Genomic DNA, 21100 nt, shown 5'->3' on the forward strand with positions numbered 1-21100 from the left:
GGCCGCGATGAACGGCGAGCGGACCCTCACCCTGCTGTCCACCAGCGACACCGACCTGCTCTCGGCCCGCGCCAGCGGTGCGGACTGGCGGCTGGGCAACCCCGCCCGCCTCGACGACGCGGGCATCGCCGCGCTGGTCGAGGGGTCGGCGCTGGTCGTCGTCCGGCTGCTCGGGGTCCGGCGGCAGTTCGAGGAGCTGCTCGCACCGCTGCTGGCCGGGCCCGCCCCCGTCGTCGTCCTCGGCGGCGAGCAGCTGCCCGACGCCGAGCTCATGGAGCTGTCCACCGTGCCGATGGGCGTGGCCACCGAGGCGCACGCCTACCTCGCGCAGGGCGGTCCGGAGAACCTGGTGCAGCTGCACCGCTTCCTCTCCGACACGGTGCTGCTCACCGGCGAGGGCTTCGCGCCGCCGGCCGTCGCGCCGGACTGGGGGGTGCTCGACCGGGACTCCACCGGCAGCGGCCCGCGGATCGCCGTCCTCTACTACCGGGCCCACCACCTCGCCGGGAACACCGCGTTCGTCGAGGCGCTGTGCTCGGCGGTCGAGGACGCCGGCGGCTCGGCGCTGCCGGTGTTCGTGAGCTCGCTGCGCAGCGTCCCCGACGAGCTGCTCGACGTCCTGCGGACCGCCGACGCGCTGGTCGTCACCGTGCTCGCCGCCGGCGGCTCGCGGCCGGCCACCGCGCAGGCCGGTGGGGACGACGGCGCCTGGGACGTCGGCCAGCTCGCCGCGCTCGACGTCCCGGTGGTCCAGGGGCTGTGCCTGACCCGCTCCCGCGCGGAGTGGCTGGCCGACGACGACGGCCTCTCGCCGCTCGACGTCGGCAACCAGGTCGCCATCCCGGAGTTCGACGGCCGGCTGATCAGCGTGCCGTTCTCGTTCAAGGAGACCGACGCCGACGGGCTGACGCACTACGTCGCCGACCCCGAGCGGGCCGCCCGGGTGGCCGGGACCGCGGTGGCGCACGCCCGGCTGCGGCACACCCCGCCGGCCGAGCGGCGGATCGTGCTGATGCTATCGGCCTACCCGACCAAGCACGCGCGGATCGGCAACGCGGTCGGCCTGGACACCCCGGCGTCGGTCGTCCGGCTGCTGGCCGCGATGCAGGGGGAGGGGTACGACGTCGGCCCGTTCGACGGGCCCGGTGCCCTGCCCGGCGTCGCGGACCTGGACGGCGACGGGCTGGTGCACGCGCTGATCGCCGCCGGCGGCCAGGACGCCGACTGGCTGACGTCGGAGCAGCTGAGCGGCAACCCGGTGCGGATCCCGGCGGCGGCCTACCGCGCCTTCTTCGCGTCGCTGCCGGCCGACCTGCGCGACGCGATGACCGAGCACTGGGGCGAGCCGCCGGGCTCGCTGTTCGTGGACGGGGACGAGATCGTCTTCGCGGCGCTGCGGGCCGGCAACGTCGTGGTGATGGTCCAGCCGCCGCGCGGGTTCGGCGAGAACCCGATCGCGATCTACCACGACCCCGACCTGCCGCCCTCGCACCACTACCTGGCCGCCTACTGGTGGCTGCGGTCGGAGTTCGGCGCGCACGCGATCGTGCACGTGGGCAAGCACGGCAACATGGAGTGGCTGCCCGGCAAGACGGTCGGCCTCTCCGCCTCCTGCGCGCCGGACGCCGCGATCGGCGACCTGCCGCTGGTCTACCCGTTCCTGGTCAACGACCCGGGCGAGGGCTCGCAGGCCAAGCGGCGGGCGCACGCCACCCTGGTCGACCACATGGTGCCGCCCATGGCCCGCGCCGACTCCTACGGCGACATCGCGCGGCTCGAGCAGCTGCTCGACGAGCACGCCAACGTCGCGGCGATGGACCCGGCGAAGCTGCCCGCCGTCCGGGCGCAGATCTGGACGCTGATCCAGGCGGCGAAGCTCGACCACGACCTGGGGCTCGCCGAGCGGCCGGAGGACGACCACTTCGACGAGATGATCCTGCACGTCGACGGGTGGCTGTGCGAGATCAAGGACTCGCAGATCCGCGACGGCCTGCACGTGCTGGGTGTGCCGCCGTCCGGCTCCGACCGGGTGGACCTCGTGCTGGCGATGCTGCGGGCGCGGCAGATCTGGGGCGGCTCGGTGGCGCTGCCGGGACTGCGCGAGGCGCTGGGGCTGGCCGAGGACGCCGGCCGGGTCGACACCGACGCCGTCGAGGCGACGGCGTCGGCGCTGGTGACGGGGATGGAGGCCGCGGGCTGGACGCCGGACGCCGTGCCGGCCGTCGTCGCCGAGGTCCTCGGCGGTCCTTCCCCGCAGGTGGAGGCGGTGCTGCGGTTCGCCGTCGACGAGGTGGTGCCCCGGCTGGAGCGCACCACCGACGAGCTCTCCGCCGTCCTGCACGCGCTCTCCGGCGGGTACGTGCCGGCCGGGCCGTCGGGCTCGCCGCTGCGCGGGCTGGTCAACGTGCTGCCGACCGGGCGGAACTTCTACTCGGTCGACCCGCGGGCGGTGCCGTCGCGGCTGGCGTGGGAGACCGGCCAGGCGATGGCCGAGTCGCTGGTGGCGCGCTATCTGGCGGACACGGGGGAGTACCCGGCGTCGGTCGGGCTGTCGGTGTGGGGCACGTCGGCGATGCGCACGTCGGGCGACGACGTCGCCGAGGTGCTGGCGCTGCTCGGGGTCCGGCCGCGGTGGGACGACGCCTCGCGGCGGGTGACCGGGCTGGAGCCGGTGCCGCTGGAGGAGCTGGGCCGGCCGCGGATCGACGTCACGGTGCGGATCAGCGGCTTCTTCCGCGACGCCTTCCCGCACGTGGTGACGATGCTCGACGACGCGGTGACGCTGGCGGCCGCGCTGGACGAGCCGGCCTCGTCGAACTTCGTGCGGGCGCACGTGGACGCCGACCTGGCGGTGCACGGGGACCGGCGGCGGGCGACCACCCGGGTGTTCGGCTCGAAGCCCGGTGCGTACGGGGCCGGCATCCTGCCGCTGATCGACTCGCGGAACTGGCGCGGCGACGCCGACCTGGCTGAGGTGTACGCGGTGTGGGGCGGCTACGCCTACGGGCGGGACCTCGACGGCGTCGAGGCGCGGCCCGACATGGAGGCCGCCTACCAGCGGGTCGCGGTGGCGGCGAAGAACGTCGACACCCGCGAGCACGACATCGCCGACTCCGACGACTACTTCCAGTACCACGGCGGGATGGTGGCGACGGTCCGCGCGCTGACCGGCCGGGCGCCGGCGGCCTACATCGGCGACTCGACCCGGCCGGAGGCGGTGCGCACCCGGTCGCTGACCGAGGAGACCGCGCGGGTGTTCCGGGCCCGCGTGGTGAACCCGAAGTGGCTGGCCGCGATGCGCCGGCACGGCTACAAGGGCGCCTTCGAGCTGGCCGCGACGGTGGACTACCTGTTCGGCTACGACGCCACGACCGGCGTGGTGGACGACTGGATGTACGAGAAGCTGACCCAGACCTACGTGCTCGACCCGGAGAACCGGGAGTTCCTCGAGCGGGTCAACCCGTGGGCGCTGCACGGCATCGCGGAGCGGTTGCTGGAGGCGGTCGACCGGCAGATGTGGGCGTCGCCCGACCCGGCGCTGCTCGCCGAGCTGCAGCAGGCCTACCTGGACACCGAGGGCGACCTCGAGGGCGGGGAGACGCCTGCCCAGCAGGGCGCTCCGGCCTGATCGCGCTGCGTACCGGCACGCCGGGCGACGAGTGCGGACCGGTCCGCATGGGGTAGTGCCGCCCCATGAGCATCCTCGGACGACTGATGGGCAAGGCTGAGACCGCGGCCGCACGTGGCGGCCGCACCGCAGGCCGTGCCGCCCCGCGCGGCCGGGTCGGCATGGGACGCACCAGCACCTCCCGCACGGGCATGCGTTCCCGGGCGACGACGGGCCGCACCACGGGCCGTGGCATGAGGGGTGGCCGCACCGCGGCGCCGACCGGAGGGCTCGGCCGGATGGTGGAGAACTTCCTGCGGCGGCGGTGACCTGCGCCCCGATTTCTCGTGAGTCATAGCTTTCTGTCACCCGTTCGGGGCACGCTGTGACCGTGAGAAGCAAGTACATGACCGGCGCGAAGCGCATCGTGGCCCTCGGCGGCTCGTCCGCCGTGGGGGTGCGGGGCGACGACCGGCCGGCCGGGGTGGCGCACGCCGTCACCCGCCTGTTCCGCCAGGACGGCGACGTCGCCCTGTGCGGCGCCGACGTCATCCCGCTGCCGCACCACGACTGGTCGCAGCCCGTCGTCGGCGTCCTGCGCTGCCGCTCCTGCGCGGAGCTCGCCTCTTAGGAGGACAGCGCGGCGGCGGCCACCAGCAGGGTGGCCGTCGCCGCGATCTCGCCCATCGCGCCCATCACGTCGCCGGTGACCCCGCCGAGGCGGGCGGTGGCCCGGGCGCGCAGCAGCTCGGCCGCGAGGACGCCGGCGGCGGCCGCGGCCAGCAGGCCCACCGCGTCGGCCGGCCCGCCCACCAGCCACGCCACCCCGCCGGCCAGGCCCGCGACCACCACCGCGCACGCGGTGAACCACGCCGGTGAGACGGTGCCCGCCACCGCTCGGCCGAGCGACGACCCCGCGGCCGTCGGGGTGCCGGGCAGCCCCGTGCGGGCCATCACCAGCCGGGCCACGACCACGGCCGTGACCGGTGCGACCCACCCGTGCGGCAGCAGCGCGCCCAGGCAGGCGACCTGCAGCAGGACCGTCAGCAGCACCGCGACCACGCCGAACGGGCCGATGTCGCCCTGGTGCATGACCTCCAGCGCCCGCTCGCGACTGCGCAGGGGGCCCAGCCCGTCGGCGGTGTCGGCCAGCCCGTCGAGGTGCAGCCCCCGGGTCAGCACGGCCAGGACCGCCACGGTGAGCACCGCCCCGGTGAACGGCGAGACCAGCCGTGCGCCGAGGACGCCGACTCCGGTGGCCAGCGCGCCGAGAACCAGGCCCACCAGCGGTGCCCACGGCAGCACGCCGCGGGTGCCGGCCGCGGCCCGGGCCGGCACCCGCAGGACGGTGAGCAGGGCGGCCGACTCCAGCGGGCCGGTCCACCTCATCGCAGCCGCTGCGGCAGGCCGGCGACGACGAACCACACCTCGTCGGCGGTGCCGGCCAGCCGCTGGTTGACCGCCCCGAGCGCGTCCCGGAACAGCCGCCCGGCCCGCGTCTCGGGCACCACCCCGAGCCCGACCTCGTCGCTGACCGCGACCACGTGCGCCGGCGTCATCGCCCAGGCGTTGACGAGGGCGTCGCACCGCCCGGCCAGCCGCTCGAGGGCGCCCGGCTCGTCGGTCCACACGCCGGTCTCGTCCATCAGCGCGGCCACCCACGTGGTGACGCTGTCCACCAGCACGGTGCCGCCGCGCAGCAGCTCGCTGGGCGCCGTCGTCTCGACCGTCGTCCAGCCGGCCGGGCGGCGGGACCGGTGGGCGGCGACGCGGGCCGCCCACTCGGCGTCGTCGTCCGACCGGACCGACGTGGCCAGGTAAGTGACGTCGGGGACGTCGGCGAGCAGCGCCTCGGCGTGCGCCGACTTCCCCGACCTGCTGCCACCCAGGACCAGGACCCGGCTCACAGCCGCAGCTCCGTGACCGTGCCGTTGTGCGGGGTGACCGCCGGCATCGCCTCCGGGCCGAGGCCCGCGGCCACGGCCTGCGCGGCGCGGATGGTGTCGCCGTGGGTGACCAGCGCCACCACGTCGGCCGGCGGATCGGCCCGCAGTTCCGCCAGGTACGCCGCCACCCGGGCGTGCAGCTGCGCCAGGCTCTCGCCGCCCTCGGCCGACCAGTGCGGGTCGGTCCAGTCGACGAGGTCCCACAGCTCGCGCGAGGGGCGGCCCTCGAGCACGCCGTAGCCCTGCTCGCGCAGCGCCGGGGTCGTGCGGACGGGCAGCCCGGTGGCCCGGGCGCAGTGCTCCGCGGTCTGCACGGCGCGGTGCAGGTCGCTGGACACGAGCGCGCCCGGACGGCGGGCGGCCAGCTCCCGCGCCGCCGCGGCGGCCTGCTGGTGGCCCAGCGCGGTGAGCGGGACGTGGCCCGTCTGCCCCTGCATGCGGCCCTCGGCGTTCCACTCGCTCTGCCCGTGGCGCACGAGCAGCAGGGTGAGGGAGGGCGCCCCGGGGTCGGCAGGCATGGTGCCCGGAGCGTAGGCGAGGGCGCGATCGGGCCCGGCGCGCGCGCCTCGTACCGTCGTCTGCGTGACCATCCCCGTGCGCCCCGGCGCCGCCCGTCCGGCCGCCCGGCCGGACCGTCCCGATCCGCTGGCCCACCTCCTGGACCTGCCCGGGGTGCGGGAGGCGGCGGACTCCGCGCGGACCGGCATCGACCGGCTGCTCGCGCACCGGCTGATGCGCAACCGGTCGGCCGAGGTGAGCACCGAGTCCGCGCTGCGGGGTGCCCGGGCGTCGGCGGCCCTGGACGGCGTCGAGGTGCCGCTGGCCGACCTGCGCGCCGGCGTGGTGGACGACCCGGTCGTGCAGGGCTCGCTGCGGGTGTCGGCGGGGCTCGGCTCGATGACCGAGACGTGGCCCCGGGCGCCGGGGCAGGTGCTCGCCCGCCTGCACGTTCTCGCCGCCGCCGACCTGGTCGACCGGGCCGCGCTCGGCCGGCCCGCCGCCCACGCCGGTCCGCGTCTGGCCGGGCTGTTCGGCCTGGTCACCGTCGAGACGGCCGTCCCCGCGGTGCTGGTGGCGGCCCTCGTGCACGGCGAGCTGGCCGCCATGGCCCCCTTCGGCTCCGCCGACGGCGTGGTGGCCCGGGCGGCCGCCCGGCTGACCGGGATCACCCGGGGCCTGGACCCCAAGGCGGTCTCGGTGCCGGAGGTCGGCTTCGTCGAGCTGGGCCGGGACGGGTACGCCCGCGCCCTCGCGGGTTACTCCTCCGGGGAGCCCGAGGGGGTCGCCGGCTGGCTCGTGCACTGCTGCCGGGCCACCGAGCACGGCGCCGCCGAGGGGCTGGCCATCGCCGAGGCGATCCTGCGCGGCTGAGGAGGGATCACGGTGCAGTACCTCGAGGTCGACGGGCTGGGCCCGGTCAGCCGCATCGGGCTGGGCACTTGGCAGTTCGGTTCCCGCGAGTGGGGCTACGGCGACAGCTACGCCGAGCGCGGCGCCCGCGAGATCGTCCGCCGGGCGCGCGAGCTCGGGGTGACGCTGTTCGACACCGCGGAGATCTACGGCTTCGGGCGCAGCGAGCGGATCCTCGCCGAGGCGCTGGGGGACGAGCGGGAGGGCGTCGTCGTCGCCAGCAAGATCTTCCCGGTCGCGCCCTTCTCGCCGGTCGTGCGGCAGCGGTGGGCGGGCAGCGCCCGCCGGCTCCGGCTGGACCGCATCCCGCTGTACCAGGTGCACCAGCCGAACCCGGTCGTCCGCGACTCGGTGACCATGCCGGCGATGCGGGAACTGCTGGACGCCGGCCGGATCGGCGCCGTCGGCGTCTCCAACTACTCCCTGGAGCGCTGGCGGGCCGCCGACGCCGCGCTGGGCCGGCCGGTGGTGTCCAACCAGGTCGAGTTCTCGCTCGCCACCGCCGGACCGCTCGACGACCTGGTGCCGTTCGCCGAGCGCGAGGACCGGGTCGTGATCGCGTACAGCCCGCTCGCGCAGGGGCTGCTCGGCGGCCGGTACACCGCCGACCACCGGCCCGGGGGCGTCCGCGCGGCCAACCCGCTGTTCGGCACCGAGAACCTGCGCCGGGTCCAGCCGCTGCTCGACCTGCTGCGCGAGGTCGCCGCCGCGCACGACGCCGAGCCGGCGCAGATCGCGCTCGCCTGGCTGCTCGGTCTGCCGCGCGTCGTCGTGATCCCCGGGGCGTCGAGCGTCGAGCAGATGGAGTTCAACGCCGCGGCCGCCGACCTCCGTCTCGCCGGGGACGAGCAGGCCGCGCTGACCGCGGCCGCGCGGGCGTTCACGCCCGTCTCGGGCGCGCGCACGGCCGTGGACGCCGTCCGCGAGCGGGTGGACGCGGTGCGGCAGCGGCTGGGGGTCTGACGCGGACCGGTGGCGGGGCGCCCTCAGGCGCCCCGGCGCCGCCAGCGGCCGGGCACGGGGCCCGGCTCGGTCAGCGCCGCGGCGGCCCGCAGCGCGCGGTGCCGGGCGTACCAGGCGAGCCCGACGACGGCTGCGCCGACGCCGACCGCGGCACCGGTCACCACCGGGGCCGGCGGGACGGAGAAGCGGGCGCGCATCGACACCGGGCGGCTGAACTCCAGCACCGGCCAGCCCAGGTCGAGCGCCGCCTTGCGCAGCCCGCGGTCGGGGTTGACCGCCGTCGGGTGCCCGACGGCCGAGAGCAGGGGCAGGTCGGTGACCGAGTCGCTGTAGGCGTAGCAGTCGGCCAGGTCGTAGGCACCCTCGGCGGCCAGCTCGCGGACGGCGAGCGCCTTGTTCTCGCCGTAGGCGTAGAAGTCGATCTCCCCGGTGTAGCGGCCGTCGACGGTCACCATGCGGGTCGCCACCACGCGGTCCGCGCCGAGCATCGCGCCGATCGGCTCGACCACCTCCGCGCCGCTGCTCGAGACGATGACGATTTCGCGCCCCGCGGCCCTGTGCTCCTCGATGAGGTCGGCGGCCTCGGCGTAGACCAGCGGGTCGACGATGTCGTGCAGGGTCTCGCGGACGATCTCGTGCACCGTCGCGACGTCCCAGCCCGTGCACATCGCGGTGATCTGCGCCCGCAGCCGCTCCATCTGCTGCGCGTCGGCGCCCTGCAGCGAGAACACGAACTGCGCGTAGGCGGACTTGAGCACGGTGCGCCGGTTGATCAGCCCACCCTGGAAGAACGGTCGTCCGAAGGCCAGGGTGCTGGACTTCGCGATGACCGTCTTGTCGAGGTCGAAGAACGCCGCCGCGCGGGTCACAAGTCACGAGGGTAAGTGGATCGACCGGCTGTGATGCAGGTCGCGCGCCGTCCACACCCGAACGGGTCATCCACAGATGCCGGCAGGGCCTGGCAGATGTTGCCGGTCCGGACGTGGGCTGGACCCCGTGCGCGCCGTTCCCGCCCCGTCGTCCCCGCCCGCCCGACCGCTCGTCGTCAGCAGTGACGCCGGCCTGGTCGACGACCTCCTCCGGCTGCTCGCCGCGGCGGGGGCGGAGGCCGAGCTCGCCACCGGCGGGCCGGCGCTGCGCCGCGCCCACCGGGCCGCGCCGCTGGTCCTGGTCGGCGCCGACGCCCTGGCCGTCCCGGCGGTGCGGGCGCTGCCGCGGCGGCCGGGGCTGGTCGTCGTGGCCGGCGCCGAGCTGCCCGCCGCCGACTGGGCGAGCGCGGTGGAGCTGGGCGCCGAGCGGGTGGCCCGCCTGCCGGCCGACGAGGGGTGGCTGCTGGCGCGGTGCGCCGCCGCGGTCCGGTCGCCGGTCGCCGCCGGCTGGCTCGTCGCCGTGGGCGGCGCCTGCGGTGGCGCGGGCGCGAGCACCGTCGCCACCGCGCTGGCGCTGGCGGCCGCTCCCGGCTCCCTGCTGGTCGACGCCGATGCCGCCGGCGGTGGTCTGGACCTCCTGCTCGGGGCCGAGCGCACCGACGGCCTGCGCTGGCCGGAGCTCACCGGTCTGCGCGGCCGGGTCGCCGGCGACGCGCTGCTTGCCTCGCTGCCGGAGGTCGACGGCGTCTGCGTGCTCGCCGCCTCCCGCGCGGAGTCCGTCGCCGTCCCACCGGAGGCGCTGACCGCGGTGGCCCGGGCCGGGCGGTCGGCGGGCGCGGCCGTCGTGGTCGACCTGCCCCGCGGCGACCCGGCGCTGACCGAGCCGGTGCTCGCGGAGGCCGACCTCGCCGTCCTGGTCGTCCCGGCCCGCCTGCGCGCGGCGTCGGCGGCCCGGCTGCTGCTCGACCCCGGCGGTCCGTGGTCGTCCGCCGTCGTCGTGGTGCGCGCGGTCCCGGGCGGGCTGTCCCGCGAGGACGTCGCCGCCGTCGTCGGCCGCCCGGTGCTCGCCGAGCTCGGGCACGACCGGGCCGTCGTGCCCCGCGGGGAGCGGGGGGAGCCGCCGCTGGTCTCGGCGCGGACGCCGCTGGGTGTGCTGGCGCGGCGGCTGCTGGCAGCGGTGCCCGTGCGCAGCGAGCCGGCGGCATGACGGGCCCGCTGCTCGAGCGCGTCCGGGCGCGCCTGGCCACCGAGCCGGGAGATCCCACGCGCGCCGCCGTCGCCGCGCTGGTCCGCGCCGAGAGCGGCGGGCTGCTGGGTGACGACGACGTCCTGCGGGCCGTCCGGGAGGCGGTCGACGAGTTGGCCGGCGCCGGACCGCTCGAACCCCTGCTGCGCCTGCCGGGCGTCACCGACGTGCTGGTCAACGGGCCCGACCGGGTCTGGGTCGACCGGGGCGACGGGCTGGAACGCACCGACGTGGTGTTCACCGACGACGACGCCGTCCGCCGGCTCGCCGTCAGGCTGGCGGCAGCGGCCGGGCGGCGCCTCGACGACGCCGCCCCCTGGGTCGACGTCGGCCTGCCCGACGGCACCCGGCTGCACGCCGTGCTGCCACCGGTCGCCGGCAGCGGGACGTGCCTGTCGCTGCGGGTGCTCCGGCGGGCCGTCCCCGACCTCGCCGCCCTCGCGCGCGCGGGTGCGTTCCCCGGCGGGAGCGAGCGGCTGCTGCGGTCGGTCGTGGCCCGCCGGCGGGCCCTCCTCGTCACCGGCGGCACCGGCGCCGGCAAGACGACGCTGCTGTCGGCGCTGCTGGAGCTGGTGGCGCCGGGGGAGCGGATCGTGCTCTGCGAGGACGCCGCCGAGCTCAGCCCCGCCCACCCGCACGTGGTCCGGCTGCTGAGCCGGCCGCCCAACGTCGAGGGCGCCGGGCTGGTCACGCTGCGGGACCTGGTCCGGCAGGCCCTGCGCATGCGCCCCGACCGGCTGGTCGTGGGCGAGGTGCGGGGGGCCGAGGTGACCGACCTGCTCGCCGCGCTCAACACCGGCCACGACGGCGGCTGCGGCACCCTCCACGCCAACCGCCCGGCCGAGGTGCCCGCCCGCCTGGAGGCGCTCGGGGTCGCCGCGGGTCTCGACCGGGCCGCGGTGCACAGCCAGGCCGCCGCCGCGCTCTCCGTCGTCGTGCACGTGCGGCGGACGGGCGGGCGGCGGCGGGTGGACGAGCTCGGCGTCCTCCGGCGCACCGGCGACGGGACGGTGGTGGTGGAGCCCGGCTGGCGGGCCGACGGCGGGCCGTGCCCCGGCCGCGACCGGCTGTCCGCGCTGCTCGACGGGGACGGCGAGCCGTGACCGCGGCGCTGCTCGCGCTGTCCGCCGCCCTGCTGGCCTGGCCGGACGCCGGCTCGGTGCGCCGGTCGCGGCTGTCGGGGGGCCGCCGCCGCGGCTTCCGACGCCCGGGTCCGCGGTCGGCGCCGGTGCTGGCGGCTGCCGTCGCCGCGGTCGTCGCCGCTCTCGCCAGCACGCCGCTGGTCGCCGTCCTCGCCGGGTGCTGCGCCGCGCTGGCCGCTCGGGCGGCGGAGCACCGGCGGCGGACGGTCCGCCGGGAGACGGAGCTGGCCGCCGTGACGCAGGCGCTGGGCGCGCTGGTGGCGGAGCTGCGGAGCGGCCGGCCGCCCGACGTCGCCGCCGCGGCGGCCGCGCGGTCGTGCGGCGACGGCGTGCTGGCCGACGCCTTCGTCCGGGCCGTGCGCGACCCGCCCGCACGCCGGGCCCCTCCTCCCGGTGCGGCGGAGGCGGCGCTGGACCGGCTCGCCGCGGCGGTCCGGCTGAGCCGCTCCACCGGTGCCGCGCTGTCGGACGTCGTCGTGGCGGTGGAGGACGACCTGCGGGCCCGTGCGCGCCGGCAGCTGGAGCTGCGCTCGGCCGTGGCCGGTCCGCGGGCCAGCGCGGCCCTGCTCGCCGGTCTGCCGCTGCTCGGGCTGGCCATGGGCAGCGGCATCGGCGCCGATCCCTGGGGCGTGCTGACGACGACGGGCCCCGGGCAGGTGCTGCTGGTGGCCGGCGTGGCCCTGGAGGTGGCGGGCGTCGCCTGGTCGCGGCGGCTGGTCGCCCGCGCCGCCGGCCGAGCGGCGCCGGGGGTCCGGTGACCGGGGGAGGCGGCGTCCTGCTGGCCCTGGCCGCCGCCCTGCTCGCCTGGCCCCCACCGCGCCCGCGCGGCCCGCGCCGCCTGGCCACGGCGGCGCGTCCGGACTCGGCGCCCCGCAGCGCGCCCGCCGCCGCGTGGCAGCGCCGACTGCTGGCCGCGGCGGCCGGCTGCGCCGTCGGCCTGCTCGTCGGCGGCTCGTCCGGGGCCGTCCTCGCGATCGCCGTCGGGGTGGCCGCGGACGGGGTCCTGCACCGGGTCCCGGCGGTCGACCGGGACCGGCGCGCGGCGCTCCGGCAGGAGCTGCCGGGAGCCTGTGACCTGCTCGCCGTCTCCCTCGCCGCGGGGCTGCCGCTCGGGGCGGCCCTGGCCGCGGTCGCCACGGCCGTGCCCGAGCCGCTGGCCGCCGAGCTCCGGCGGGTGGCCGGCCTCACCCGGCTGGGCGCGCAGCCGCGGTCGGCGTGGGGTGGTGCTCCGGACGAGCTGGCCGGGCTCGGCCGGGTGCTGGTGCGCGCGGGCGAGTCCGGGTCGGCGGTGGGCCCCGCGCTGCGGGCGCTCGCGGCCGACGCCCGCGCCCTCGCCCGCACGGAGCTCGAGGCCGACGTCCGCCGGGCCGGGGTGTGGGTGCTGGCCCCGCTGGGGCTGTGCTTCCTCCCGGCCTTCCTCTGCCTCGGCGTCGTGCCGCTGGTGCTGGGCATCGCCGGGCAGGTGTTCGGGTGAGCCGCCGTCCACAGCCCCCGACGTCCTCCACAGATGCGGCCGCCCCCGCCGACGGCGGCCCGCACCGGGCGAGTGTCGACGGCGAGCGGCCCGGACGGCGGGCCCGACGCGAGGAGCCACCCGTGGAGCAGAAGACCCTTCCCCTGGAGACCGGCCGGCGTGCTCTGCGGGCGGTGGGCCGCCGCTGGGCCCGCGTCCGCGCCACCGGCGAGGCCGGCATGAGCACCGCCGAGTACGCCGTCGGCACCGTGGCGGCCTGCGCGTTCGCCGCCGTGCTCTACCAGGTCGTCACCGGCGACTCGATCGTGGACGCCCTGGGCGACCTGGTCGACTCGGCGCTGGGCACGCTGTCGTGACCGGCGGCCGCCGCCGGCTGCGCGGCGAGGGCGGCATGGTGACGGCGGAGACGGCCGTCGTGCTCCCCGTGCTGCTGCTGGTGCTGGCCGGCGCCGTCGCCGCCGTCACCGTGGTGGGCGCCCAGCTGCGCTGCGTCGACGCGGCACGGGAGGCGGCCCGGGCCGCGGCGCGCGGCGAGGCCCCGGCCGTCGTCCGGGCGATCGCCACCCGGGCAGCGCCGGAGGGGGCGGTGGTCGGCGCTGCGTCGTCGGCCGACGAGGTGCGGGTCGTGGTGTCGGCCGAGGTGCGGCCGCTGGGTCCGCTGCCCCTCCGCGTCCACGTCTCGGCCACCGCCGTCGCCGTCCCCGAGCCCGGGACGGTGCCGTGAGGCCCGACCGGGAGCGTGGCTCGGCGACGGTGTGGGTCCTGGCGCTCGCGGGGGTCCTGGCGGCGGTGGGGGCGGCCGCCGTCCTCGTGGGAGCGGCGGTGACCGCGCGGCACCGGGCCGGCAGCGCCGCCGACCTCGCGGCGCTCGCCGCGGCCGGCGCCGCGGTGCGCGGTGACCCGGGTGCCTGCGCCGAGGCCGGGGCGCTCGCCGCGCGCAACGGGGCGGAGCTGACCGCGTGCGCCGTCGGCGCCGACGCCGTCGTCACGGTCACCGTCGCGGTGCCGGTCCGCCTGGGACCCCTCGGCCTGTTCGCCGCCGAAGGCCGGGCCCGGGCCGGACCGGTCGCCGGCGGGGCGCTCGACTGACCCCGGCCGCTCAGGCCGGCGCGGGGGACAGGTGCTCGTGCACCGCCAGCCACAGACCGCCGTCGCTGCGGGTGAACACGATCGTCTCCCGCTCGTGGAGCTCCTCCTCGCCGCCCGAGGTGGACACCGTGGTCCGCACGGAGTGCGTCAGCACGGCGACGTCCCCGTGCACCTGCACGTGGGTGCCGGTGGTGGTGCACCCGAGCACGCGGAAGCCGTCCTCGGCCTCCCCCCGCTGCGACAGCCGCCGGTGCTCGTCGGTCGAGGACAGCGGCCCGGGCGGACGGCGCACCGGTGGGCGCCGTCGCCCTCGAGCTCGACGCCTGAGCCCGCCGGGTCAGAAGACCAGGTCGTCCTCACCCCGCGCAGCCGGACCCGGCTCGTCCACCGGCCCGTCGTCCTCCCGGCCGCCCTCCTCGGCGGCGGCCAGCTCGTCCAGGACGACGTCGAGCACCCGGACGGCGCCGGCCTTGTCCAGCGGGTCGTTGCCGTTGCCGCACTTGGGCGACTGCACGCACGACGGGCAGCCGCTCTCGCACTCGCAGGTCGCCACGGTCGCGCGGGTGGCCTGCAGCCACCGGCGCAGCACCGCGAAGCCCCGCTCGGCGAAGCCGGCCCCGCCCGGGTGGCCGTCGTAGACGAAGATCGTCGCCGCCCCGGTGTCGGGGTGCAGGGCCGTGGAGAGCCCGCCGAGGTCCCACCGGTCGCAGGTGGCCAGCAGCGGCAGGATGCCGATCGCCGCGTGCTCGGCGGCGTGCAGCGAACCCGGCAGCGAGATCTCGTCGACCCTGGCTCGGTCGACCGCGCGGGAGTCGAGGGTGAACCACACCGCCCGCGTGCGCAGCTGCCGCGGCGGCAGGTCCAGCGGGAACTCGGCGAGCACCTCGCCGGTCACCAGGCGTCGGCGCTGGTAGGCCACCACCTGGTTGGTCACGTCGACCACCCCGGTGTGCGCGGTGACGGTCCCGAGCCGCCGGGTCCGGTCGGTGCTCGCCACGGCCAGGTCGGTCACGTCGCGCGCCACCGTCGTCCACTCCGGGCTCTCGGCGTGCACCACCGCCACCGCGTCGTCGACGTCGAGCTCGTCGACGACGTAGGTCTCGCCGCGGTGCACGTACAGGGCGCCGGTGTGCACCGTCGAGTGGGCGGCGTCGCCGTCCACGGTGCCGAGCAGGCGGCCCGTGTCCCGCTCGATGATCGACACCGGCTCCATGCCGCTGCCGCGGATGTCCACGTCCGGCCGGCCCCGCCCGGCCCAGTACCAGCCCGCCGGCCGGCGGCGCAGCCGGCCCTCGGCGACCAGGGCCTCGAGCTGCGCCTCCGCCGCCGGGCCGCCGAAGTCGGGCAGGTCCTCCGGCCGCAGCGGGAGCTCCGCCGCCGCGCAGCACAGCTGGGGCCCGAGCACGTAGGGGTTGGTGGGGTCGGTGACCGTCGCCTCGATCGGCCGGCCGAACACCGCCCGCGGGTGGTGCGCCAGGTAGTGGTCCAGCGGGTCGTCGCGGGCCACGAAGACGACCAGCGACTCGCGCTGGGCGCGACCGGCCCGCCCGGCCTGCTGCCACATCGAGGCGAGCGTCCCGGGATAGCCCGCCAGCACCACGGCGTCCAGGCCCGCGATGTCGATGCCCAGCTCCAGGGCGTTGGTGGTGGCCACCCCGAGCAGCTCGCCGGACGACAGCAGGCGCTCGAGCTCGCGGCGCTCCTCGGGCAGGTAGCCGCCGCGGTAGGAGTCGACGCGTGGCACCAGGTCGGCGCGGCCGCGCTCGGCCAGCAGGCGGCGGGCCTGCTCGGCCACCGACTCCGCGCTGCGCCGCGACCGGACGAAGGCCAGCGTGCGCGCCCCCTGCTCGACCAGGTCGGCCAGCAGCGACGCGGAGTCCGCGGCGGCCGACCGGCGCAGCGGGGCGCCGTGCTCGCCGGTCCGCTCGGTCAGCGGCGGCTCCCACAGGGCGAAGGTGGCACCCGGCCGCGGCGAGCCGTCCTCGGTCACCGCCCGCACCGGGGCGCCGACCAGCCGGCCGGCCGCCTGGGCCGGGTCGGCGACCGTCGCCGAGGCCAGCACGAACACCGGCTCGCTGCCGTAGCGGCGGCAGATCCGCCGCAGCCGGCGCAGCACGTGGCCGACGTGCGAGCCGAAGACCCCGCGGTAGGCGTGGCACTCGTCGACCACGACGAACGCCAGCCGCCGCAGGGTGCTCGACCACCGCTGGTGGGCCGGCAGGATCCCGCGGTGGAGCATGTCCGGGTTGGTCACGATCCACCGGGAGTGGCGGCGGACCCAGTCCCGCTCCTCGCCCGGGGTGTCGCCGTCGTAGGCGGCGGGGCGCACCGAGGGGTCGGCGAGCGCGGCGACGGCGCCCAGCTGGTCGCGGGCGAGCGCCTTGGTCGGCGCCAGGTACAGCACGCAGGCCCGGTCGTCGGCGGCCAGCCGGGACAGCGCCGGCAGCTGGTAGGCCAGCGACTTGCCCGACGCCGTGCCGGTGGCGACGACGACGTGCTCGCCGGCCCAGGCCAGCTGGGCGGCCTCGACCTGGTGCCGCCATGGCGAGGGGACGCCGCGCTCGGTCAGGCGGGCCCGCAGCTCGTCGGGCACCCACTCGGGCCACTGCCGCGACTGGCTGCGCCGCATCGGCAGCCGGTGGACGTAGGTGACGGGCTGCTCGTCCTCGGACGTGCCGGCCAGGAGGGTTGCCAGCAGGTCCGCCCCGGGAAGAACCTGGTCCGCGCCGGGAGGGGGAGCCGGCCGGACCGGGTGGAGCGTGGTCACCCCACCACTCTCACACCCCGGGGCAACCGCCGGACCGCCGCGCCGGAACCAAATGTGACCAAATCAACACACAGTCGCGGGTTCCTGCACAGCCTGTGACCTCCCTTACACTCACGCGGCGTCCACAGGTCGACGGAGCCCTCCGACGCCCGGGCGTGACCTCCGCCGGCCGGCGCACCGCGCCGGCCCGGCAGCCGACCGCTTGGAGGAATACATGCCCGACAGCTCGCTGTCCGGCGGGGACGTCACCCTGGTGGTGGTCGTCCTCGTCGTCGCCCTGGCCGCACTCGGCTTCGCCGCCTACCTGGTACGGGCGGTGCTCGCGGCCGACCAGGGCACGACGACGATGCGCGACATCGCCCGGGCGGTGCAGGAGGGCGCCGCTGCCTACCTGCGACGGCAGTTCCGGACGCTGGGCGTGTTCGCCGTGATCGTCTTCCTGCTGCTCCTCGCCCTGCCCGTCGCCGAGGGCGGCTGGGGCACCCGGATCGGCCGAGCGCTGTTCTTCCTCGTCGGCGCGCTGTTCTCCGCCGCCGTCGGCTTCATCGGGATGACGCTGGCCACCCGCGGCAACGTCCGGGTCGCCGCCGCGGCCCGCACCGGCGGCTACCGGCCGGCCTTCCGCATCGCGTACCGCACCGGCGGCGTCTGCGGGATGATCACCGTCGGCCTGGGCCTGTTCGGCTCCGCGCTGGCGCTGCTGCTGTTCGACGAGACCGCCCCCGTGGTCCTCGAGGGCTTCGGGTTCGGCGGCGCGCTGCTCGCCATGTTCATGCGCGTCGGCGGCGGCATCTTCACCAAGGCCGCCGACGTCGGGGCCGACCTGGTGGGCAAGGTCGAGGCGGGCATCCCCGAGGACGACCCCCGCAACGCCGCCACCATCGCCGACAACGTGGGCGACAACGTCGGCGACTGCGCCGGCATGGCCGCCGACCTCTTCGAGTCCTACGCCGTCACGCTGGTCGCCGCGTTGATCCTCGGCCAGGTCTTCTTCGGCGCCGTCGGCATGGTGTTCCCGCTGGTCGTCGCCGCGATCGGCGTGATCGCCTCGATCGTCGGCATCCTGGCCAGCAACCCCGGCAAGAGCGACAGCAGCGGCCTGGCCCCGATCAACCGCGGCTTCTTCACCTCCGCCGTCGTCTCGCTGATCCTCGTCGCGGTCGCCTCGTTCACCGTGCTGCCGAGCGTCGCCGACGTCGACCTGGACGTGAGCCCGCAGGTGCTCGGCTTCCTGGCCGTGCTTGCCGGCATCGTGCTGGCGGTGGCGATCCAGCTGCTCACCGGCTACTTCACCGAGACCAGCCGCAAGCCGGTGCGCGACGTCGCGCAGAGCTCCCTCACCGGTCCGGCCACGGTCATCCTCTCGGGCATCTCGCTCGGCCTGGAGTCGGCGGTGTACGCCGCGCTGCTCATCGGCGGCTCGGTCTACGTGGCCTTCCTCATCGGCGGTGGCGCCGCCCTCTACGCGGTGGCCCTGGCCGGCTGCGGCCTGCTCACCACCGCCGGCGTCATCGTCTCGATGGACACCTTCGGGCCGGTGAGCGACAACGCGCAGGGCATCGCAGAGATGTCCGGCGACCTCGACGAGGACGGCGCCCGCACGCTGACCGACCTCGACGCCGTCGGCAACACCACCAAGGCGATCACCAAGGGCATCGCGATCGCGACCGCGGTGCTGGCCGCGACCGCGCTGTTCGGCTCGTACAACGCGCAGATCCTCGACGCCCTCGAGGAGGCCGGGGGCACCCTGGGCAACGCGTTCACGCTGGTGAACCCGCAGAACGTGGTCGGTGCGCTGATCGGCGCGGCGGTGGTCTTCCTCTTCTCGGGCCTGGCGATCAACGCCGTCTCCCGGGCGGCCGGCCGGGTGGTCTTCGAGGTCCGGGAGCAGTTCCGCACCCGGCCCGGGATCATGGACTACAGCGAGCGCCCCGACTACGGCGCCGTCGTCGACATCTGCACCAAGGACTCCCTCCGCGAGCTGGCCACCCCGGGCCTGCTCGCGGTCATGGCGCCGGTGGCGGTCGGGTTCGGCCTCGGCTTCGGGCCGCTGGCGGCCTACCTGGTCGGCGCGATCGCCGCGGGCACGCTCATGGCGGTCTTCCTGGCGAACTCCGGTGGTGCCTGGGACAACGCCAAGAAGATGGTCGAGGACGGTGCCCACGGCGGGAAGGGCAGCGAGGCCCACGCCGCCACGGTCATCGGCGACACGGTCGGCGACCCGTTCAAGGACACCGCCGGCCCGGCGATCAACCCGCTGATCAAGGTCATGAACCTGGTGGCGCTGCTCATCGCCCCCGCGGTGGTCGGCCTGTCGGTCGGGGACGACGCGAACACCGCCGTCCGCGCGGTCATCGCGATCGTGGCGGTCGTGGTCATCGTCGTCGCGGTCGTGATCTCCAAGCGCCGGTCGGTGGTCGTGGGCGGCGCGCCGAGCCAGAACACGGAGAACTCGCTCACCGCCAGCGCTCCCTGATCGGCAGAACCTCCGCACACCGGGATCCTCCGGCCGGCCTCCCGCCGGCCGGGGGGTCCCGGTGCCGGTTGTGGACGCCGTCGTCCGTTGTGGACGACGGCGCACGCGTCCCCGCCGCCCGCTCCTAGCGTCCGCCGCCTCCGGTCCACCCAGGACCGCCGACGACGCCGGAGGCAGGCATGTCCGCGCTCATCTCCGTCCAGCTCGACCGGGTGGAGGCCCTCGCCGCCGAGCTCGCCGCCCTCGCCCGGGCACTGGCCGACGAGACCCCGCTGTGCGGGTCGACGGCGCGCTCGCTCTCGGCCGCGCTGGGCGACCGGGCCGGCTGGTGGGCCGCCGGCGCCGCGCACGGTTTCGCCGGCCTGGCCGACGTCCTGGCCGAGCGGTGCGACGCGATCGCCGCGACGCTCGCCGGCGCCGCCGAGGAGTACCGCCGCCACGACAGGCTGCTCTCGCAGCGCGTGACGGGGCCGGTCGGCTACGCCCCGATCGCCCGGTGAGCGCCCCGTCGCTGGCGGCGGTCGCCGGCTACGACCTCCCGCTGCTGCGCGGGGCCATCGGCACCCTGGACGTCGTGGCCGGGCGGCTGCCCGCCTGGCGGGCGCGGGTCGAGGCGGTCGGCCGCGCCCTGGGGACGGCGGAGTGCTGGTCGGGCCCGGCCGCTCGCGAGGCGGCGCAGGCGGTGGTCGGCCTGTCCTGGGCCGCCACCGCCGTGTCCGCGGCCCTCGCCGACTCGCTCGACTCCTTCGCCGTCCTGCTCGCCGCCGCCGAGACGGCCGGCCCGGACGCGGCGGCGGCGCTCGCGGTCGCTGCGGCGGAGGGCGTCGTCCTCACCGACGACGGGCACGCCTCGGGGCCGGCGGAGGCGGCCGACCGGGTGGGCGCGCTCGCCTCCCGGGCGCTGGCCGCGGCGACCGCGGTCGGGACCGCCGCTGAGGCCGCCGACCGGGCGCTGCTGCCGGTCGGGGTGGTCGACGCGTTCCCGCCGGTCGACTTCGACGGGCTGGTCTCCGGGCTGCCGGCCGGACCGGTGCTGCCACCGGTCCCCCCGGACGCCGGCGCGGCGCGGGCCGCGCGCTGGTGGGCCGCGCTCTCGGCGGCCGAGCAGCAGGCCGCGATCGCCGCGTCGCCCGAGCTCGTGGGGGCGCTCGACGGCGTGCCGGCCTGGGCGCGCGACCGCGCCAACCGGCTGGTGCTCGCCGCCGCGCTCGACTCGCCCGACCCGGACGGGACGGCGACCGCGGTGGCGGCCGAGGTCCGGCGGCAGGAGGCGGCGGGCCGCCCGGTCCAGCTGTGGTCGCTGGACCTGGAGCAGGGGCTGGCCGGCGTGGCCGTCGGCGACCTGGACACCGCCGACGCGGTGGCGGTGCTGGTGCCGGGCATCCTCACGACGCCGGAGGACGACCTCTCCCGCGTGGTCGGGGACGCCGTGGACGTGGTGGCCGCGGCGCAGGCCGCCGCACCCGGGCTGGCCGTGGCCGGGCTGGCCTGGCTCGGCTACCGGACCCCGCACGACCCCCTGTCGATCCTCACCCGCGGCGACGCGCGGCGCGGCGGAGCCGCCCTGGACGACGCGCTGGACGGGCTGGCGGCCGCCCGCGGGGCGCTGGCCGCACCGGCACCGCGCACGACGGTGCTGGCGCACAGCTACGGCACGGTGGTCGTCGACGAGGCGGCGGGGGAGGAGGGGCGGCTGGCCGCCGACGCGCTCGTCCTGCTCGGCAGCCCCGGCCTGGGACGTGCCGCCGGCGAGCTGGAGGCCGCCGAGGTCTACGCGGCCGCGTCCCGCCTCGACCCCGTCTCGTGGTCGGGCTGGTTCGGCGACAGCCCGACCGGGGCCGGGTTCGGCGCCACCACGCTGCGGGCCGACCCCGGCACGCTGCACTGGGAGTACTACGACCGCGACCGCCCCACCCTCGTCGCCGTCGCCGAGGTCGTGGCCGCCACGCCCGGCGAGGCGTGAGCCGGCCCTCAAGGTGGGAAGGAGGTCGTCCGATGGGAACAGCGCACGGGATCGAGCGTTTCCGGGGGTGACGGCACGCCCACGGCGGGTCGCCACCCGGGCTTGCGTCCGAGGGGTGGCCTACCGTGGCCCGCCGAGGGGCGCACCG

The 21100-nt window shown here is 77.3% G+C and carries 20 protein-coding genes; 14 read left to right on the plus strand and 6 right to left on the minus strand.

All coding sequences use genetic code 11. The features are described from left to right. The first annotated feature begins 7 nt into the window (after positions 1-7). Both cobN and ACI8AF_RS01845 read left to right on the plus strand, forming a co-directional pair. Positions 8-3628 (plus strand): cobaltochelatase subunit CobN, encoded by a 3621-nt coding sequence (gene cobN, locus ACI8AF_RS01840; RefSeq protein WP_456537947.1) that lies wholly within the window; start codon positions 8-10, stop codon positions 3626-3628. A gap of 370 nt (positions 3629-3998) precedes the next feature. Next, a complete protein-coding gene (locus tag ACI8AF_RS01845) occupies positions 3999-4238 on the plus strand; it encodes a hypothetical protein (RefSeq protein ID WP_456537948.1) in 240 nt (79 codons plus the stop codon). On the opposite strand, the gene ACI8AF_RS01850 is transcribed toward ACI8AF_RS01845, so the two are convergent. The 3 genes from ACI8AF_RS01850 to ACI8AF_RS01860 are packed head-to-tail and all read right to left on the minus strand — an operon-like array spanning position 4235 to position 6071. After that, positions 4235-4996 carry an adenosylcobinamide-GDP ribazoletransferase gene (locus ACI8AF_RS01850; protein WP_456537949.1) on the minus strand — a complete coding sequence of 254 codons (762 nt, stop codon included), beginning with the start codon at positions 4994-4996 and terminating at the stop codon, positions 4235-4237. The two genes, ACI8AF_RS01845 and ACI8AF_RS01850, sit on opposite strands and share 4 nt — an antisense overlap. Further along, complete coding sequence (gene cobU, locus ACI8AF_RS01855) at positions 4993-5514, minus strand: bifunctional adenosylcobinamide kinase/adenosylcobinamide-phosphate guanylyltransferase (protein ID WP_456537950.1); 522 nt, start codon at positions 5512-5514, stop codon at positions 4993-4995. The genes ACI8AF_RS01850 and cobU overlap by 4 nt, the downstream gene beginning before the upstream one ends. Beyond that, positions 5511-6071, minus strand: coding sequence for a histidine phosphatase family protein (locus ACI8AF_RS01860; protein WP_456537951.1), 561 nt, complete (start codon positions 6069-6071; stop codon positions 5511-5513). Before ACI8AF_RS01860 ends, cobU begins: the two co-directional genes overlap by 4 nt. A 64-nt stretch (positions 6072-6135) precedes the next feature. Here ACI8AF_RS01860 and ACI8AF_RS01865 point away from each other — a divergent pair, with 64 nt between their 5' ends. Further along, the gene (locus tag ACI8AF_RS01865; protein ID WP_456537952.1) at positions 6136-6924 is read left to right on the plus strand and encodes an oxidoreductase; all 789 of its coding nucleotides are present in this window, start codon (positions 6136-6138) and stop codon (positions 6922-6924) included. A gap of 12 nt (positions 6925-6936) precedes the next feature. Next, positions 6937-7926, plus strand: a complete 990-nt coding sequence (locus ACI8AF_RS01870) for an aldo/keto reductase (RefSeq protein ID WP_456537953.1) — start codon at positions 6937-6939, stop codon at positions 7924-7926. A gap of 23 nt (positions 7927-7949) precedes the next feature. Here the strand turns inward: ACI8AF_RS01870 and ACI8AF_RS01875 are convergent, their stop codons facing one another. Continuing rightward, positions 7950-8795 carry an HAD family hydrolase gene (locus ACI8AF_RS01875; protein ID WP_456537954.1) on the minus strand — a complete coding sequence of 282 codons (846 nt, stop codon included), beginning with the start codon at positions 8793-8795 and terminating at the stop codon, positions 7950-7952. A gap of 127 nt (positions 8796-8922) precedes the next feature. Between ACI8AF_RS01875 and ssd the strand changes: the two genes are divergently transcribed. The 7 genes from ssd (at position 8923) to ACI8AF_RS01910 (ending at position 13746) form a co-directional block, all read left to right on the plus strand. Continuing rightward, complete coding sequence (gene ssd / locus ACI8AF_RS01880; RefSeq protein WP_456537955.1) at positions 8923-10002, plus strand: septum site-determining protein Ssd; 1080 nt, start codon at positions 8923-8925, stop codon at positions 10000-10002. Beyond that, on the plus strand, positions 9999-11144 hold the full coding sequence (locus ACI8AF_RS01885) for a TadA family conjugal transfer-associated ATPase (protein ID WP_456537956.1): 1146 nt from the start codon (positions 9999-10001) through the stop codon (positions 11142-11144). The genes ssd and ACI8AF_RS01885 overlap by 4 nt, the downstream gene beginning before the upstream one ends. Further along, positions 11141-11941 (plus strand): type II secretion system F family protein, encoded by an 801-nt coding sequence (locus tag ACI8AF_RS01890; RefSeq protein WP_456537957.1) that lies wholly within the window; start codon positions 11141-11143, stop codon positions 11939-11941. Before ACI8AF_RS01885 ends, ACI8AF_RS01890 begins: the two co-directional genes overlap by 4 nt. Continuing rightward, the gene (locus ACI8AF_RS01895) at positions 11938-12657 is read left to right on the plus strand and encodes a type II secretion system F family protein (RefSeq protein WP_456537958.1); all 720 of its coding nucleotides are present in this window, start codon (positions 11938-11940) and stop codon (positions 12655-12657) included. Before ACI8AF_RS01890 ends, ACI8AF_RS01895 begins: the two co-directional genes overlap by 4 nt. 122 nt (positions 12658-12779) lie before the next feature. Next, complete coding sequence (locus ACI8AF_RS01900) at positions 12780-13013, plus strand: DUF4244 domain-containing protein (protein ID WP_456537959.1); 234 nt, start codon at positions 12780-12782, stop codon at positions 13011-13013. Further along, complete coding sequence (locus ACI8AF_RS01905) at positions 13010-13381, plus strand: TadE family type IV pilus minor pilin (RefSeq protein WP_456537960.1); 372 nt, start codon at positions 13010-13012, stop codon at positions 13379-13381. The genes ACI8AF_RS01900 and ACI8AF_RS01905 overlap by 4 nt, the downstream gene beginning before the upstream one ends. After that, positions 13378-13746: an Rv3654c family TadE-like protein gene (locus ACI8AF_RS01910; protein ID WP_456537961.1), complete on the plus strand. Its 369-nt coding sequence runs from the start codon at positions 13378-13380 to the stop codon at positions 13744-13746. Before ACI8AF_RS01905 ends, ACI8AF_RS01910 begins: the two co-directional genes overlap by 4 nt. A 10-nt stretch (positions 13747-13756) precedes the next feature. Here ACI8AF_RS01910 and ACI8AF_RS01915 read toward each other — a convergent pair whose 3' ends face one another. Together ACI8AF_RS01915 and ACI8AF_RS01920 are read right to left on the minus strand one after the other, a co-directional pair. Further along, positions 13757-14038, minus strand: a complete 282-nt coding sequence (locus tag ACI8AF_RS01915) for a YybH family protein (protein ID WP_456537962.1) — start codon at positions 14036-14038, stop codon at positions 13757-13759. A 45-nt stretch (positions 14039-14083) separates the two neighbouring features. Continuing rightward, positions 14084-16513, minus strand: coding sequence for a DEAD/DEAH box helicase (locus ACI8AF_RS01920; protein WP_456537963.1), 2430 nt, complete (start codon positions 16511-16513; stop codon positions 14084-14086). Positions 16514-16727: 214 nt separating this feature from the next. On the opposite strand from ACI8AF_RS01920, the gene ACI8AF_RS01925 reads away from it, so the two are divergent. From ACI8AF_RS01925 to ACI8AF_RS01935, 3 genes are all read left to right on the plus strand, one after another. Next, positions 16728-18989 carry a sodium-translocating pyrophosphatase gene (locus ACI8AF_RS01925; RefSeq protein ID WP_456537964.1) on the plus strand — a complete coding sequence of 754 codons (2262 nt, stop codon included), beginning with the start codon at positions 16728-16730 and terminating at the stop codon, positions 18987-18989. Positions 18990-19168: 179 nt separating this feature from the next. Beyond that, positions 19169-19489 (plus strand): hypothetical protein, encoded by a 321-nt coding sequence (locus ACI8AF_RS01930; RefSeq protein WP_456537965.1) that lies wholly within the window; start codon positions 19169-19171, stop codon positions 19487-19489. Next, positions 19486-20952 (plus strand): alpha/beta hydrolase, encoded by a 1467-nt coding sequence (locus tag ACI8AF_RS01935; protein ID WP_456537966.1) that lies wholly within the window; start codon positions 19486-19488, stop codon positions 20950-20952. The genes ACI8AF_RS01930 and ACI8AF_RS01935 overlap by 4 nt, the downstream gene beginning before the upstream one ends. Positions 20953-21100: the final 148 nt, after the last annotated feature.

The organism is Blastococcus sp. SYSU D00669, assembly GCF_054050715.1.

Coding starts and splice junctions, on each gene's coding strand:
- cobN (WP_456537947.1), top strand. CDS start 8: ATGAACGGCGAGCGGACCCTCACCCTGCTGTCCACCAGCGACACCGAC.
- ACI8AF_RS01850 (WP_456537949.1), bottom strand. CDS start 4,996: ATGAGGTGGACCGGCCCGCTGGAGTCGGCCGCCCTGCTCACCGTCCTG.
- ACI8AF_RS01860 (WP_456537951.1), bottom strand. CDS start 6,071: ATGCCTGCCGACCCCGGGGCGCCCTCCCTCACCCTGCTGCTCGTGCGC.
- ACI8AF_RS01885 (WP_456537956.1), top strand. CDS start 9,999: ATGACGGGCCCGCTGCTCGAGCGCGTCCGGGCGCGCCTGGCCACCGAG.
- ACI8AF_RS01925 (WP_456537964.1), top strand. CDS start 16,728: ATGCCCGACAGCTCGCTGTCCGGCGGGGACGTCACCCTGGTGGTGGTC.
- ACI8AF_RS01930 (WP_456537965.1), top strand. CDS start 19,169: ATGTCCGCGCTCATCTCCGTCCAGCTCGACCGGGTGGAGGCCCTCGCC.